Raw genomic sequence first — 15,043 nt, forward strand, 5'->3', positions numbered from 1 at the left:
GATTTTTCAGACAGATAAGGAGAACGTCATGGTACTGTTAGGAACGCTGGTAAATGGAGTATGTATTATCATCGGAACTCTCCTGGGGAAGGTCCTTCATCGCATCCCGGAAGATATGAAGGGAACTGTCATGAAAGCGATTGGTTTAGCCGTCATAGTCCTTGGGTTACAGATGGGGTTGAAAAGTGAAAACTTTCTCATCGTTATCATCAGCCTGGCTCTGGGTGCTGCATGGGGAGAGTGGATGAACCTGGAGGACAAGCTTAACTCCTTGGGTAACTGGTTGGAAAAGAAGCTGGGCAGTAATAAAGATACCTCCATATCTCAAGGGTTTGTCACGGCTACCCTTATTTTTGTTATTGGAGCAATGGCCGTAATAGGTGCGTTGGATAGCGGAATCAGGGGCGATCATGATGTTCTGTTGACGAAGTCGATCATTGATGGCTTTACATCCTTGATCCTCACGACGACTTTAGGAATTGGTGTCATGTTTTCGGCGGTCCCTGTCGTCCTTTATCAAGGTTTCATCGCTTTGTTTGCGACTCAAATTCATCAGTGGGTTCCAGAAGAGCTGATGGATGCCTATATCGTAGAGATGACCTCAACGGGAGGAATCATGATTTTTGCGATTGGACTCAATCTCCTCGGTGTAACAAAGATCAGAGTCGCCAATTTACTTCCCGGGATCATCGTAGTGGGAATGGTCGTAGGAATCATATACGTATACCAGCTCTATATGTAATAAGTGAAAAGGGAGATGACCCAGAACGTATCTGGATCATCTCCCTGTTATTGCTGTAATTCTTCCCGCCATTTTTCAATACTGACGGCGTTGCGGCGTTCCACTGAATCGCCTGCCAGCACAATGGCTTGGGCAATCGTCTTTGCCATTTTCATCACAAGATTCAGACGTGTATTTTGTAAAACAAAGAATTCCATAAATCCACTGACATTCACGATTCCGGTCAGGTGAATCTCACCAACCTCTGGCAACTCTTTATTTACGCCGGCACCAGGTTTTAATGGTCCCTCACTTAATTGAATGGCGCCCACACTTTTTAATCGACCGAGACAGGCATCTACACCGATAATAAAAGGATTGATATGTTTAGAGGCAATTTGACTGAGCTTCTCTTCCAGGTTTACTGCATGGATCGGATCATCCAACGTTCCATATACATGAAATGGTTTGATATCTTGTTCTTCTATTAAGGTTCCAACTAACGGGCCCAATGAATCCCCTGTGGAACGGTCTGTGCCAATACATACGAAGACAATGGGTCTTGTACGATAGTAAGTGGGAAGCATCGACGACAATTGAACGGAAAGATCCTGTGCCGCACGCTCTTCCTGATGAAGGACTCTAAAGGGTTCAGGTCTTCGTTCAAATAGTCCTTTTTTAAGATTCATCGCTTCCACTCCTTTGGATATGTTTAAGGGGAATTTTATAGTGAACATACTTTATCGGACTTGACTGCCATAATCATATTTTCTAAGTATTATCAGTATACGGACGATTTCTTTTTTTCATACATAATATGGTTGGATTTTTCATAAAATAAAAATTTTCTATAAACTATAGTAATATGAGGTTATATCTACACAAGGAGAGGGAAAGTTGATAAAATAAGGAATACTTCTTATTGAATGATAAGTGGAGGTTCGGTATATATGTCGAGTACTAAAAAAGTTGAAGACACCGTAGACAAAATAAAAGATAGTGAAGCAGCCCAAAAACTTATTGATAATGAATTATGGATTGCCCTGGGATCAGGTGCGATTAAAATTGTGGCGATCATGGTCATTACCTATATCGCTTTAAGGCTCGGAAGGTCAGCCATTCGAAATGTGTTCAGGGTCCGGTCCCGTTCCCCTCTTAAATTTACGGAGCGTCGCGAAGCCACGTTATCAAAACTATTAGAGAATGTATTGACCTATGTGATTTATTTCATAAGTTTAATGACGATTCTATCGACTCTGGATATTGATGTGAAAGGACTGATTGCCGGTGCAGGGATCGTTGGTCTGGCGGTAGGTTTCGGAGCACAAAACCTTGTTCGGGATATTATCACGGGTTTCTTTATTATATTCGAGGACCAGTTTTCAGTCGGTGACTATGTTCGAATCGGTTCTGCTGAAGGTACTGTTGAAGAAATCGGCCTTCGTACGACAAAGATCAAAAGCTGGACCGGGGAATTACATATCTTCCCCAATGGTAATATTACAGAAGTAACGAACTTCTCCATTCACAACAGCATTGCAGTCGTAGATGTCAGTATTGCCTATGAAGAAAATATAGAAGAAGCAGAGAAAGTGATGCAGGAGCTTCTCCTTGCGTTACCGCAAAAATATGAAGATCTCGTGAATCCACCTGAACTGTTGGGTGTTCAAACCCTGGGAGCATCAGATGTGGTCATTCGGATCGTGGCTGAAACGGTTCCGATGAGACATTGGTATATGGCAAGAATGATACGTAAAGAGGTTAAACTATGCCTGGATGAGCATGGTATTGAAATTCCATTCCCTCGTATGGTGATGTATTCACGTCAGGATCAGGAAGATCTCCAACCCCGTGAAGAAAAACAAAGAAAACTTGAAAGCGAATAAGGAGGAGAAATCCAGTGGAGCCCAAGACATTCACTTTAAATGATATTGTAGAAATGAAAAAGCCCCATCCATGTGGAACGAACCGCTGGAAAGTGATCCGTATGGGAATGGATATTCGCATCAAATGTGTAGGATGCGGCCACAGTGTCATGATTCCCAGAAAAGATTTTGCGAAAAAAATGAAAAAAGTCATCAGTAGCGGCGAGGAAGGATAATTATTCTTTTTTTACCCATATTTCTTTTGGCCTAATCCATCACATGATTAATTTGCCAAGGTTAAGAGCATTCAGTCGGTTTCAGTCGATTGGATGCTCTTTTTAGTAAGCCGTGCCAATGCCTGAAGCTTCACTTGTCTTTTCCCTCTATTATCTCTATAATTGTGAAAGGTTCGACCGTTTACTTATTTTCGATCTTACATGATTTTTTAATAGATAAGAATTTAGATGAGGAGTGACTATAATGGCTTTAACAGCTGGTATTGTTGGATTACCAAACGTAGGGAAGTCCACTTTATTTAATGCAATTACAAAAGCAGGTGCAGAATCTGCCAACTATCCTTTCTGTACGATTGATCCGAACGTAGGAATTGTAGAAGTTCCCGATCACCGTTTAGATAAATTAACAGAGCTTGTAGAACCGAAGAAAACGGTTCCCACTGCCTTTGAATTCACGGATATCGCCGGGATTGTAAAAGGAGCGAGTAAAGGAGAAGGATTAGGAAATAAATTCTTATCTCATATTCGCCAAGTGGATGCAATCTGTCAGGTTGTCCGTTGTTTCGCGGATGATAATATCACACACGTTTCAGGTAAAGTAGATCCGATTGCGGATATTGAAGTCATCAACCTGGAATTGATCTTAGCTGACCTTGAGACAGTGGATAAGCGTCTCGCCAGAGTTCAGAAAATGGCCAAGCAAAAAGATAAAGAAGCAGTATTTGAGCATGATATCCTTGTGAAAATCAAAGAAGCTCTTGAAGCGGAGCAGCCGGCACGTACGGTTGAATTCTCAGATGAACAAATGAAGCTTGTGAAACAGCTACACCTTCTGACTTCAAAGCCTGTATTATATGTAGCAAACGTAAGTGAAGATGAAATTGCCGACCCTTCTGACAACGAATATGTTCAGAAAGTACGTGAATTCGCTAAAGAAGACAATGCAGAAGTGATTGTTGTCTGCGCGAAAATTGAATCTGAAATTGCTGAGCTTGATGATGAAGAAAAAGCGATGTTCCTGGAAGAGCTGGGGATTGAAGAATCCGGTTTAGATCAGCTGATCCGCGCTACCTATTCTTTATTAGGACTGGCGACATACTTCACAGCCGGCGTTCAAGAGGTTCGCGCCTGGACATTCCGTGAAGGGATGAAAGCTCCCCAATGTGCCGGAGTCATCCATACCGACTTCGAAAGAGGCTTCATCCGTGCCGAAACTGTTTTCTACGACGATTTAGTCGCAGCAGGAACAATGGGAGCAGCCCGTGAAGCCGGAAAAGTACGTTTAGAAGGTAAAGACTACCTCGTAAAAGACGGAGACATCATTCACTTCCGTTTTAATGTGTAATTTATCATTACAAACAATTTGTGATCATAGCTCACTTGAAAAGTTTTTGATGGGAATGTATTCATGAATGTTTTAATAGAATAACGCATTAATCTATTCAGTTGATTGGAGCGGAAGGCACTCGACTCCTGCGGGAATAGTGGGACAGGTGAGACCCCACAGGCGTTTACGCCGAGGAGGCTCACCGCCCACCCCGCGGAAAGCGAGTGCCTGGAGCGGAAATCAACCACTGCAGTCTTATACAAAATGAGAAAGACTAGAGTCTCGATTCTAGTCTTTTTTTTACGTCATATTGCAATAATAGATAACCTATGCTATAATTTTATTTCGTGAGTAATGAACGCATTGCTCCTTGTCCTTTCACAAAGAAAGGACCGCATAGACCACGAGGAGGTGACATTCAGATGAGAAAGTACGAAGTTATGTACATTGTCCGCCCAAACATTGACGACGAGTCAAAGAAAGCAGTAGTTGAGCGTTTCGATAACGTTTTAACAACTAACGGCGCGGAAATCATCGAGTCAAAAGATTGGGGTAAACGTCGTTTAGCGTATGAAATCAACGATTTTCGTGATGGTTTCTATCAACTAGTTAAGATGAGCGCTACTTCTGATGCAGTTAACGAATTCGATCGTTTAGCTAAAATCAGCGATGATATTATCCGTCATATCGTTGTTAAAGAAGAAGAATAATCCGTACGTTTTTTAAGATATACACTTCTATCACCTGTTTCACGTGAAACAGTAAACTAGAAGGAAGGGGTTGATTCTGATGATGAACCGAGTTGTATTAGTAGGGCGTTTAACCAAAGACCCTGAATTAAAATATACTCCAAGTGGAGTGGCTGTTGCTTCGTTTACACTGGCTGTCAATCGTAGTTTTACGAATCAATCAGGAGAACGGGAAGCAGATTTTATTAACTGCGTTGTATGGCGTCGCCCTGCAGAGAATGTAGCAAACTTTCTTAAAAAAGGCAGCTTAGCTGGCGTTGACGGTCGTATTCAAACACGTAATTTCGAAGGACAAGATGGACGCCGGGTGTTTATGACGGAAGTTGTAGCAGAAAGCGTTCAGTTCTTAGAGCCGCGTAGTGCGAATCAAGGCGATCGAGGAGGAAGTCCGGGCTATTCGGGTGGAGGTCAACGCGACCAAGGAAATCCGTATAGTCAGAATCAGAATCAACAACGCAATAACAATAATAACAACAACTATACACGTGTAGATGAGGATCCATTTGCAAATGACGGTCAGCCGATCGACATTTCCGATGATGATCTGCCATTCTAAACGAACGATAATAAAATCTAAACAAGACAGGAGGCGAAACAAATGGCAGGAGGACGTAGAGGTGGACGTAGACGTCGTAAGGTGTGCTACTTCACAGCAAACGGAATTACACATATCGATTTCAAAGATGTAGATCTTCTTAAGAAATTCGTATCTGAACGTGGAAAAATTCTTCCACGTCGTGTAACTGGAACAAACGCTAAGTACCAACGTAAGTTGACTCGTGCGATCAAACGCGCTCGTACAATGGCATTACTTCCATACGTTACTGGTGAATAATATCATCGATTAAAAAAGCAGCAGAGACTTGTCTCTGCTGCTTTTTTTAATGCCATTATATAACGGGTGAGTATAAGATATCTTCCTCCCTAGCAAAGCGCCCTTCGATTATCCTATCCAGCATCACTTTGTTTTTGTGAATTCCCATGTACCTCTAAAGAAATAGCGAAAAATGTCGATGAATAAGTGTATATATAGATAGGTTTTTGGTAGTAAAAGGGGGAATTTATGTGAAAAAGAAAAACACAAGGAAACAGGTGGAACGAAAGAAGGGTTTTCTTCTGTCATCCATTAGAATGAAGCTTATTGTAATCATATCCATTTTATTTATGGTATCATTAGCCGTTATTATTGCGATTACAAGCTTACAGACGAGAATGAAAACAGAGAAAGAGGTTATTGATCAAACTCAAGGGATTGTAGGAGAACTAAATAATTCAGTGCAACTCTTCCTTGGACAATACGAAAAGAGTATTGATCAATATTCAATCTCCAACTCGTTAAAAGATTATGCAAAAGCACAGTTGCAAACAGAATCTGGTGAAAATACAGAACTGTTTGCCAATATTCAATCTGATTTAGATAATTACTTAAGCCTATATGAGGAAGCTACTTCTATTTACTTTGCATCACCAAATAAGAAATTAAAAATCGTTCCATCCGTCTCTCTGCCCAGTGACTTTGATCCGACAAGCAGGGATTGGTATAAAAATGCTGAGGAAGTAAGGGCTGGCGTGGTTTGGAGCGAGCCTTACGTAGATACTGCAACGGAGGAATATATCATTACAGCCTCTAGAGCGATTGTATCAGATAATAAAGTAGTAGGCGTTCTCGGTGTGGACATTAATTTGACGAAACTTACTGACCGCGTCTCAGAAATGGACATTGGATATAATGGTTATCCGTTCTTAATCGGGCTTGATGGTACAGCCATCGTCCACCCGACTAAGCGAGGTGAAGATCTCTCCAAACTACCTTTCATCAGCAAAATGCTCGCTTCTGAAAAAGATTCCGACACGATCCGGTATGAACTGGACGGAGATGAAAAAGTGTTAGTGTACAGTACGGTACCTAGGACGAACTGGAAAGTGGGATCTGCCTATAGCATGAAGGATCTCATTCAGTCATCGAAAGAAATTGAGCGGTTACTGATCGTGACAGCCCTCATTACCCTGGCTGTCATGTTGGTGTTAATTGTGCTCATTTCGAATAAGATCACTAAACCAATCAAGCAGCTTCAAAAAACGGTAACCGATGTCTCTACTGGAGATTTATCCATTCAGTCAGAAATTAATTCCAAAGATGAAACAGGATTACTCGCGTCCGATTTAAACAAAATGATCGTAAATATGAAAGATACGATTCAAGTCGTCCAACAATCGATCTATAATGTCCGGGAATCGGCTGAAGGATTAAGTGCGGTTTCTGAGGAGACAAATGCCTCAAGTGAAGAGATGGCAAAGGCTGTTACAGAAATTGCGACAGGGGCTTCTCAATCAGCGGCCGACTCTGATAGGGCTCATCATCAAACAGAGCAATTAGGCACAAGAATTAATGGAGTTTATGAAAAGTCGAAAGCTATGTCTGAAATGGCAGGACAAGCAGATGTCATGAACCAGTCCGGGTTAAACCAGGTAAAAGAATTAGAAAATGCCTACCATTCTTCCAGTGAATACATCTCCTCCATGGAGAAAGTCATCTTTAGTTTGGAAACAAAGGTGAAGACGATTGAGTCGGTCATGGGTACAATAACGGATATTTCTTCTCAAACGAACCTCCTTGCTTTAAATGCGAGCATTGAGGCGGCTAGAGCAGGTGAACACGGAAAAGGCTTTGCCGTCGTGGCGGAAGAAGTGCGAAAGCTTGCCGATCAGTCAGTGAAGGCAACCGAAGAAGTTAAACGTACCATTATAGAAATTCAACAAGGCTCTCATCAAGCCGTTGACGAAATGGTGAAAACGAAAGAGACCTTTGAGGTCCAAAATGAAGTGATTGAAAGAACCAATCATGTTTTTGACCAAACCTCACAGTTAATGAAATCCATGCAGGATGAAATAGAAAGAATGTATGAGGAAGTTGGTCAAATCAATTTAGAAAAAGATGAAGTGGTCAATGTGATACAAATGATGGCCGCTACAGCAGAACAAACGGCTGCTTCCTGCGAGGAAATGAGTGCCTCTACAGAAGAACAAGTAAGGGCCGTCCAATCGGTTACAGAAGCAGCTGAACGCTTAACAGACTTAAGTCAAGAGCTTCAGTCTTCAATCGAACGTTTTAAAATTTCATAATTTTCTCTAGAGGGTGGTCCTGAAACATTGCCATTCTTCATCTACTGCGTATACTCCTTTTTAAAGTGAGTGCATACTAGAGTAGATGAAGATGTAAAGCATGTTGATGGGGCTTCCTCTTTTTTATTTGGTAAGCCGCCTCCGCTTTTGTTGTCATCCAGCTCCAGCGGCTAGAGGCGACAAGCCGCCTACCTTTTGTTGTGAGTCATTAAGATGTCATTAAGATGAAATCTATCTCCAAAATTGATATGATAGTGCTAATGCATGTTTTTGAATTTATCGTAAGGAGCGTTTCAATTGAAAAATCCCCGTGTGTTAACGGAAGGTGCGCTTATGCTCGCCATCTTTACTGTTTTACTGTTATTGGCTTTATATGTTCCGCTTATTGGGACCCTTGCCTTTTTCGTATTGCCCCTCCCTCTTATTCTGTTTAGTTCTAAGTATTCGTTACTGAATTCTTTTTACGTATTGATCGGATCGTTAGGGTTATCCTTCTTTTTTGGAGGGCTGATTGCGCTGCCTGTTGCCTTCATGGTTGCGACGACCGGGGTCGTGATCGGGTGGTGTGTGAAAGCGAAAGTGGATAAAATGAGACTGTTTATGGCGTCAAGTCTCACACTTGTCATCAATATTGTCATTGGTTTTGTTTTTTCTATCCTCCTCTTCAATGTTAATATTATAGAAGATAGCTTAGCTGAATCGAAGGCCGCTTATTATTCTTTAATTGAGAATCTTGGTCAGGAACCGGACAAGAGACTGGTCGAAAGTCTGGAGAGCTCCATTGATCTTATTCAGACGTTGATGCCCACCTTGTTCCTGGGAATTGCCGTCGTAATGGCTCTGTTGTTTATGCTGATCAACTTTCCCATCATGAAGCGTTTAGGGAGAGATGTACCCGTATTTAAACCATTTAGAGACTGGAAGCTCCCTAAGAGTATCCTTTGGTATTATTTACTTACCTTGGTCCTATCCATGATTCTGCAGCCGGAGAAAGGAACGTATGCCTATACGGCCCTTCTGAATGTATTGTATGTATTGCAAACTTTGATGGCGGTACAAGGCCTGTCTTTCCTCTATTTCTTCGCTCATATAAAAGGATGGTCAAAAGGACTTTTGGTATTAATTACAATCATTTCGATTCCTCTTCTTTATCTCGTGCGAATTTTAGGTATAATTGACTTAGGATTTGATCTAAGACAACGCCTACAACGCAAGTCATAGAAATTTAAGGTCCAGGAGCTGAAATCATGCCATCTTATTTTAATAAGCGAATGATCCGCTACCCATTGTACGGTCTTGCTATATTAACAGCTCTATTGTTAGTATCGGTTTCCTTCTACCAATGGATCATTTCGTTAATAGGGTTGATTGTCTTTGGAATCGTGTACTATCTCGCCTTCTATTTTGAGAGGAGATCGCACGAAGAAACAGAGGAGTATATCTCCACTCTATCCTATCGCGTAAAGCGTGTAGGGGAAGAGGCGTTAATGGAGATGCCCATTGGGATCATGCTGATTAATGATGAATATTACATAGAATGGACGAATCCTTTTCTGGCCTCTTGTTTTAATGAAGACACAGTCGTTGGAAGGTCCCTTTACGATGTCGCAGAATCTCTAGTTCCATTAATCAAGCAGGAAGTAGATTCAGAAATTGTGACGATTAATGAGAGAAAGTATCATGTCGTATTGAAGCTCAAAGAAAAGCTTCTCTATTTCTTTGATGTCACGGAACAAAAAGAAATAGAAAAGCAATATCATGATGAACGCACGAATATTGGAATCATCTTTCTAGATAACTATGATGAATTAACGCAAGGGATGGACGACCAGACAAGAAGCAGCTTAAATAGCTTAGTGACTTCCATTCTGAATAAATGGGCAAAAGAATATGGCGTGTTCTTGAAGCGGGTCTCTTCTGAGAGGTTCATAGCCGTCATTAATGAGAAGATCCTTCAAGTATTGGAGAAGGAGAAGTTCGGTATATTGGATGATGTCCGGGATACCACTTCTAAGCAAAATGTTCCCCTGACCTTAAGTATTGGAGTAGGGACTGGCGTATCCTCCCTGCCTGAACTGGGAACTCTCGCTCAATCAAGCCTGGATCTCGCCTTAGGTCGTGGTGGAGATCAGGTGGCCATTAAGCAAACCAATGGAAAGGTTAAATTCTATGGTGGAAAAACCAATCCAATGGAAAAACGTACCCGGGTACGTGCCAGAGTCATTTCCCATGCTCTAAAGGAAATCATGATCGAAAGTGACAAGGTCATCATTATGGGACATAAACATCCCGACATGGATGCGATTGGAGCCGCTATCGGCATTCGAAAAGTGGCTCAAATGAATCAGCGTGAAGGGTACGTTGTCTTAAACTTTAATGAAATCGATAATGGTGTGAAACGATTGATGAAGGAGATCAAAGTAAATTCCGATCTTCACCAACGCTTCATCACCCCTGAGGAAGCACTTGAGATGGCGACGGAGGACACGGTGCTCGTCGTAGTCGATACCCACAAGCCTTCCTTGGTCATTGATGAAAAGCTTCTAAATAAAGTGGAAAAAGTCGTGGTGATCGATCATCATCGACGTGGAGAAGACTTTATTAAAAACCCATTACTTGTTTATATGGAGCCATATGCTTCTTCTACAGCAGAACTTGTGACGGAGCTATTGGAATATCAACCTAAACATGAAAAAATCACTATGCTTGAAGCGACTTCCCTGCTCGCAGGAATCATTGTGGATACGAAGAGCTTTACACTTCGTACAGGCTCGAGAACCTTTGATGCTGCTTCCTATTTAAGGGCACAAGGGGCAGATACCGTTTTAGTCCAAAAGTTTCTGAAAGAGGATGTCGAGACTTATATAAAACGTTCAAGGTTAATCGAATCGGTTAAATTTTTCCGTGAAGGCGTTGCGATTGCGAAAGCAGAGGATGATGTCATTTATGATCCTGTTCTTATTGCACAGGCAGCGGATACGTTATTGACCATGGATGAAGTGATTGCCTCCTTCGTCATCTCTAAGCGGGATCCGGAAACAATCGGGATCAGTGCCCGTTCTTTAGGTGATGTGAACGTACAAATCATTATGGAAAACTTAAACGGTGGAGGTCATTTAACCAATGCCGCTACTCAAATAAAGCAAGCATCTGTATCAGAAGCTGAAGAACAGCTGAAGGAAGCATTAAATGATTATTTTGAAGGGAGAAAAGAGATATGAAAGTAATTTTCTTAAAAGACGTTAAAGGTAAAGGAAAAAAAGGTGAAGTAAAAAACGTAGCAGATGGATATGCACATAACTTCTTATTGAAAAAAGGCTTGGCCGTTGAAGCAACAAATGCAAACATGGGTCAGCTTGAGGGTCAAAAGAAGAAAGAAGAGCAACTGGCTCAGGAAGAATTGGAAGAAGCAAAAAGATTAAAAGCCACTTTAGAAGATATCACGGTTGAAATGAAAGCAAAATCAGGTGAAGGCGGTCGTTTATTCGGTTCCATCACAAGCAAGCAAATTGCAGATGCGCTAAAAAAGGCACATGATCTAAAAATAGATAAACGTAAAATTGAAATGAACGATGCCATTCGTGCCCTTGGTTATACGAATGTCCCTGTGAAGCTTCATACGGACGTTTCAGCAACCTTAAAGGTACATGTAACAGAAGAGTAAGATTTCTTCAGAGAAAATATACGAAATTTGGTAACTTCATTTTGAGAAAAACATGTTAAAATGAATATAGCTTGATAAAAAATGTGGTCTGGATATTATCCCGATCACATTTTTTTCGGTAGGACTACATTTTTATTTTTATATAGATTAAGAGTTAATTTTGACGCAGGCAGCAGATGCCTATAGACGTGGCGAAGCCCCTTCGCAGTTTGAATTGGAGGTTATGCATAGATGAATGAAGTGTTCCAGGATCGGATTCCACCTCAGAATATTGAGGCAGAACAAGCGGTATTAGGTGCTATATTCCTAGAGCCCAGCGCGTTAACGACCACATCAGAAATATTGATTCCAGAGGATTTTTATCGTCATTCTCATCAAAAAATATACAATGTCATGCTGAATTTGGGCGATGGGGGAAAAGCCGTCGACTTAATTACGGTGACAGAGGCGCTTGCAGCAGCGAAAGAGCTTGAAGATGTTGGCGGAGTCGCTTATTTAAGTGAGCTTGCAGCCTCAGTTCCGACGGCAGCGAATATTGAATATTATGCAAAGATCGTGGAAGAAAAATCTTTACTGAGACGATTGATCCGTACAGCGACCGACATTGCTTCAGACGGCTATGCCCGCGAGGATGAAGTCGACAGCCTTCTGAGTGAAGCGGAAAAAAACATCATGGAAGTCGCACAACGAAAAAATGCCGGTGCATTCCATAATATTAAAGATGTCCTTGTCAGAACCTATGACAACATCGAAACCTTAACGAATCGTAAAGGTGATGTAACAGGGATTTCAACGGGGTTTGCAGACCTTGACCATATGACGGCCGGTTTCCAGCGAAATGACTTGATCATTGTAGGAGCCAGACCTTCCATGGGTAAAACAGCTTTCGCCCTGAATATCGCTCAAAACGTCGCCGTTAAAGCGAAAGAAAACGTCGCGATCTTCTCCCTGGAGATGGGTGCTGAGCAGCTCGTTATGCGTATGCTCTGTGCAGAAGGCAATATTAATGCCCAAAACCTTCGAACAGGTGATTTAACCGACGAAGACTGGAGAAAGCTTACGATGGCAATGGGAAGCCTCTCGAATGCCGGGATCTATATCGATGATACGCCAGGTATTAAAGTGGGGGAAATTCGTTCTAAATGCCGACGTCTCGCTCAGGAGCATGGGCTTGGAATGATCCTCATTGACTACTTACAGCTCATTCAGGGGAGCGGGCGTTCAGGAGAAAACCGTCAACAGGAGGTTTCTGAAATCTCCCGTTCCCTAAAAGGACTGGCCCGTGAGCTTGAAGTACCGGTCATTGCCTTATCCCAGCTCTCCCGTGGTGTGGAACAGCGTCAAGATAAGCGTCCGATGATGTCTGATATTCGTGAATCAGGAAGTATCGAGCAGGATGCGGATATCGTAGCCTTCTTATACCGTGAAGATTACTATGACAAAGAAGCGGAAAACAAAAACATTATCGAAATCATCATTGCCAAGCAACGTAACGGTCCGGTTGGAAACGTGTCCCTTGCGTTTGTGAAAGAATACAATAAATTCGTGAATCTGGAGCGGCGATTTGACGACGCTCCGGCTTAATAGAAAAAATCCAAGCACTGGTGGAACAAGTGCTTGGATTTTTTTTGTTATAGGATGGTTGCATGCTGGTGAGCATGTAGTCTTGTGAAAATCCCGTCTTCCCTTGAAAGGAGCTCTTCATGGGTACCATCTTCAGCGATGCCGTTTTCGGTGACGACCATAATGCGGTCAGCCTTGCGGATTGTCGCCAATCGGTGGGCAATGACAAGCGTGGTCCGATCTTTTGCCAATTCATTTAAAGCGTCTTGGATGATCGCTTCCGTTTCCGTATCCAGAGCGGAAGTGGCTTCATCCAGAATCAAGATTCGTGGATTCTTCAGGAACATACGGGCGATGGATAAGCGCTGCTTTTGACCACCGGACAGCTTCAGTCCTCTTTCCCCGATTTGGGTATCATATCCGTCTGGAAGGGATGCAATGAGATCGGTCAGATGGGCACGTCTCGTTGCTTCTTCAATTTCTTCCTGTGTTGCATCCAGTTTTCCATAGGCGATATTTTCCCGAAGAGTCCCGGTGAATAAGAATACATCCTGCTGAACGATGCCAATTTGAGCACGCAGGGATTCCTTCGTCATCTCCCTGATATCGATGCCATCAATGGTGATGGCTCCTTCTTCTATATCATAGAAGCGTGGAATCAAAGAACAGATTGTTGTTTTCCCTGCACCTGAAGGTCCGACAAACGCCACGGTCTGTCCTGGTTGAATGGTAAAGGATAAATCCCTTAGAATTGGCCGGTTTGACTCATAACCAAACGTAACGTCGTCAAAAGCAATATCTCCACGTAGAGTGGGAACTTCTATGGCATGTGGACGGTTTTCAATATCAGGCTCCATATCCATGAGCTCGGTGAACCGTTTAAAACCGGCCATTCCCTTCGGATATAACTCAAGGAGGGCTGATATCTTGTCGATCGGTTTAAACAGGACATTGATATAAAGAATAAAGGCAACAAGTTCCCCATAAGAGAGCACCCCGGAAAAGCTTAACCAGGCTCCATATACCAGAATGATCAAGGTCATCAATCGAGTCGTAATGTAGATTCCGGATAAATTCACGCTCATCACATTATAGGCTTTCAGTTTGGATTTACGGAAGAATTGATTATTCTCATTGAATCGTTCCATTTCATAGGACTCGTTTGTGAATGATTGAACCACCCGCGCCCCTGAAACACTGTCCTCGACGCGACTGTTTACATCGGCGATATTTCCGTACATTTTCGTCCAGGCTGTATTCATTTTAATATTCGAATATGAAATAAGCCAAACAAGAAAAGGAACAATAATAATAGCGACCAGAGCAAGCTCCATATTAATTGTGAGCATGATCCAAAACGCACCGATGAAGGTCATGACCGCGATGAACAGATCTTCGGGTCCGTGATGGGCAAGTTCCCCTATGTCCATGAGATCGTTTGTCACACGACTCATAATATGACCCGTTTTCGTATTATCAAAGAAACGAAAAGATTGTCTTTGAACATGGTGAAACAATTCCCGTCGCATATCCGTTTCAATATTGATCCCGAGCTTATGTCCCCAATAGTTCACGACAAACTGCATACTCGAACTGAGTAGGTACAGAACAAGTAGACCGGCAGATACAGCCAAAATGGTACTCCAGTTCCCATCAGGCAAAAGGGAGTCAATAAACCACGATACCGCCATGGGAAACCCTAATTCTAAAAGTCCAACCAACACGGCACAGGCAAAATCAAGGTAAAAAAGCCGACGATGAGGACGGTAATAGCTGAAAAAACGTTTAATCATCC

The 15,043-nt window shown here is 42.3% G+C and carries 14 protein-coding genes; 12 read left to right on the forward strand and 2 right to left on the reverse strand.

From position 1 onward, the window contains the following. Positions 1-28 precede the first annotated feature (28 nt). Positions 29-742, forward strand: a complete 714-nt coding sequence (locus ACOSV2_RS17895; RefSeq protein WP_428976311.1) for a DUF554 domain-containing protein — start codon at positions 29-31, stop codon at positions 740-742. A 47-nt stretch (positions 743-789) separates the two neighbouring features. Here the strand turns inward: ACOSV2_RS17895 and yyaC are convergent, their stop codons facing one another. Continuing rightward, positions 790-1,410, reverse strand: coding sequence for a spore protease YyaC (yyaC, locus tag ACOSV2_RS17900; protein WP_428976312.1), 621 nt, complete (start codon positions 1,408-1,410; stop codon positions 790-792). A 261-nt stretch (positions 1,411-1,671) separates the two neighbouring features. Between yyaC and ACOSV2_RS17905 the strand changes: the two genes are divergently transcribed. The 11 genes from ACOSV2_RS17905 (at position 1,672) to dnaB (ending at position 13,269) form a co-directional block, all read left to right on the forward strand. Beyond that, positions 1,672-2,607 carry a mechanosensitive ion channel family protein gene (locus ACOSV2_RS17905; RefSeq protein ID WP_428976313.1) on the forward strand — a complete coding sequence of 312 codons (936 nt, stop codon included), beginning with the start codon at positions 1,672-1,674 and terminating at the stop codon, positions 2,605-2,607. 14 nt (positions 2,608-2,621) lie between these two features. Beyond that, a complete protein-coding gene (locus ACOSV2_RS17910; protein WP_148996231.1) occupies positions 2,622-2,822 on the forward strand; it encodes a DUF951 domain-containing protein in 201 nt (66 codons plus the stop codon). Between the two features lie 244 nt (positions 2,823-3,066). Beyond that, positions 3,067-4,167, forward strand: a complete 1,101-nt coding sequence (gene ychF / locus ACOSV2_RS17915) for a redox-regulated ATPase YchF (RefSeq protein WP_428976314.1) — start codon at positions 3,067-3,069, stop codon at positions 4,165-4,167. A gap of 404 nt (positions 4,168-4,571) precedes the next feature. Continuing rightward, positions 4,572-4,859, forward strand: a complete 288-nt coding sequence (rpsF, locus tag ACOSV2_RS17920) for a 30S ribosomal protein S6 (protein ID WP_034764776.1) — start codon at positions 4,572-4,574, stop codon at positions 4,857-4,859. A gap of 79 nt (positions 4,860-4,938) precedes the next feature. Next, on the forward strand, positions 4,939-5,454 hold the full coding sequence (ssb, locus tag ACOSV2_RS17925; protein WP_034764778.1) for a single-stranded DNA-binding protein: 516 nt from the start codon (positions 4,939-4,941) through the stop codon (positions 5,452-5,454). A gap of 42 nt (positions 5,455-5,496) precedes the next feature. Then, complete coding sequence (gene rpsR, locus ACOSV2_RS17930) at positions 5,497-5,733, forward strand: 30S ribosomal protein S18 (protein ID WP_034764780.1); 237 nt, start codon at positions 5,497-5,499, stop codon at positions 5,731-5,733. Positions 5,734-5,963: 230 nt separating this feature from the next. After that, complete coding sequence (locus tag ACOSV2_RS17935; RefSeq protein ID WP_428976315.1) at positions 5,964-8,021, forward strand: methyl-accepting chemotaxis protein; 2,058 nt, start codon at positions 5,964-5,966, stop codon at positions 8,019-8,021. Positions 8,022-8,318: 297 nt separating this feature from the next. Next, the gene (locus tag ACOSV2_RS17940) at positions 8,319-9,242 is read left to right on the forward strand and encodes a YybS family protein (RefSeq protein ID WP_428976316.1); all 924 of its coding nucleotides are present in this window, start codon (positions 8,319-8,321) and stop codon (positions 9,240-9,242) included. Positions 9,243-9,268: 26 nt separating this feature from the next. Then, positions 9,269-11,242, forward strand: a complete 1,974-nt coding sequence (locus tag ACOSV2_RS17945) for a DHH family phosphoesterase (RefSeq protein WP_428976317.1) — start codon at positions 9,269-9,271, stop codon at positions 11,240-11,242. Further along, positions 11,239-11,685: a 50S ribosomal protein L9 gene (gene rplI / locus ACOSV2_RS17950; protein WP_428976318.1), complete on the forward strand. Its 447-nt coding sequence runs from the start codon at positions 11,239-11,241 to the stop codon at positions 11,683-11,685. The genes ACOSV2_RS17945 and rplI overlap by 4 nt, the downstream gene beginning before the upstream one ends. A gap of 231 nt (positions 11,686-11,916) precedes the next feature. Continuing rightward, complete coding sequence (dnaB, locus tag ACOSV2_RS17955; RefSeq protein WP_428976319.1) at positions 11,917-13,269, forward strand: replicative DNA helicase; 1,353 nt, start codon at positions 11,917-11,919, stop codon at positions 13,267-13,269. Positions 13,270-13,316: 47 nt separating this feature from the next. Here dnaB and ACOSV2_RS17960 read toward each other — a convergent pair whose 3' ends face one another. Next, a complete protein-coding gene (locus ACOSV2_RS17960; RefSeq protein WP_428976320.1) occupies positions 13,317-15,041 on the reverse strand; it encodes an ABC transporter ATP-binding protein in 1,725 nt (574 codons plus the stop codon). Positions 15,042-15,043 lie beyond the last annotated feature (2 nt).

The organism is Rossellomorea sp. DUT-2, assembly GCF_052665285.1.

Coding starts and splice junctions, on each gene's coding strand:
- ACOSV2_RS17905 (WP_428976313.1), top strand. CDS start 1,672: ATGTCGAGTACTAAAAAAGTTGAAGACACCGTAGACAAAATAAAAGAT.
- dnaB (WP_428976319.1), top strand. CDS start 11,917: ATGAATGAAGTGTTCCAGGATCGGATTCCACCTCAGAATATTGAGGCA.
- ACOSV2_RS17960 (WP_428976320.1), bottom strand. CDS start 15,041: ATGATTAAACGTTTTTTCAGCTATTACCGTCCTCATCGTCGGCTTTTT.
- rpsF (WP_034764776.1), top strand. CDS start 4,572: ATGAGAAAGTACGAAGTTATGTACATTGTCCGCCCAAACATTGACGAC.
- ACOSV2_RS17945 (WP_428976317.1), top strand. CDS start 9,269: ATGCCATCTTATTTTAATAAGCGAATGATCCGCTACCCATTGTACGGT.
- rpsR (WP_034764780.1), top strand. CDS start 5,497: ATGGCAGGAGGACGTAGAGGTGGACGTAGACGTCGTAAGGTGTGCTAC.
- ssb (WP_034764778.1), top strand. CDS start 4,939: ATGATGAACCGAGTTGTATTAGTAGGGCGTTTAACCAAAGACCCTGAA.
- rplI (WP_428976318.1), top strand. CDS start 11,239: ATGAAAGTAATTTTCTTAAAAGACGTTAAAGGTAAAGGAAAAAAAGGT.
- yyaC (WP_428976312.1), bottom strand. CDS start 1,410: ATGAATCTTAAAAAAGGACTATTTGAACGAAGACCTGAACCCTTTAGA.
- ACOSV2_RS17895 (WP_428976311.1), top strand. CDS start 29: ATGGTACTGTTAGGAACGCTGGTAAATGGAGTATGTATTATCATCGGA.
- ychF (WP_428976314.1), top strand. CDS start 3,067: ATGGCTTTAACAGCTGGTATTGTTGGATTACCAAACGTAGGGAAGTCC.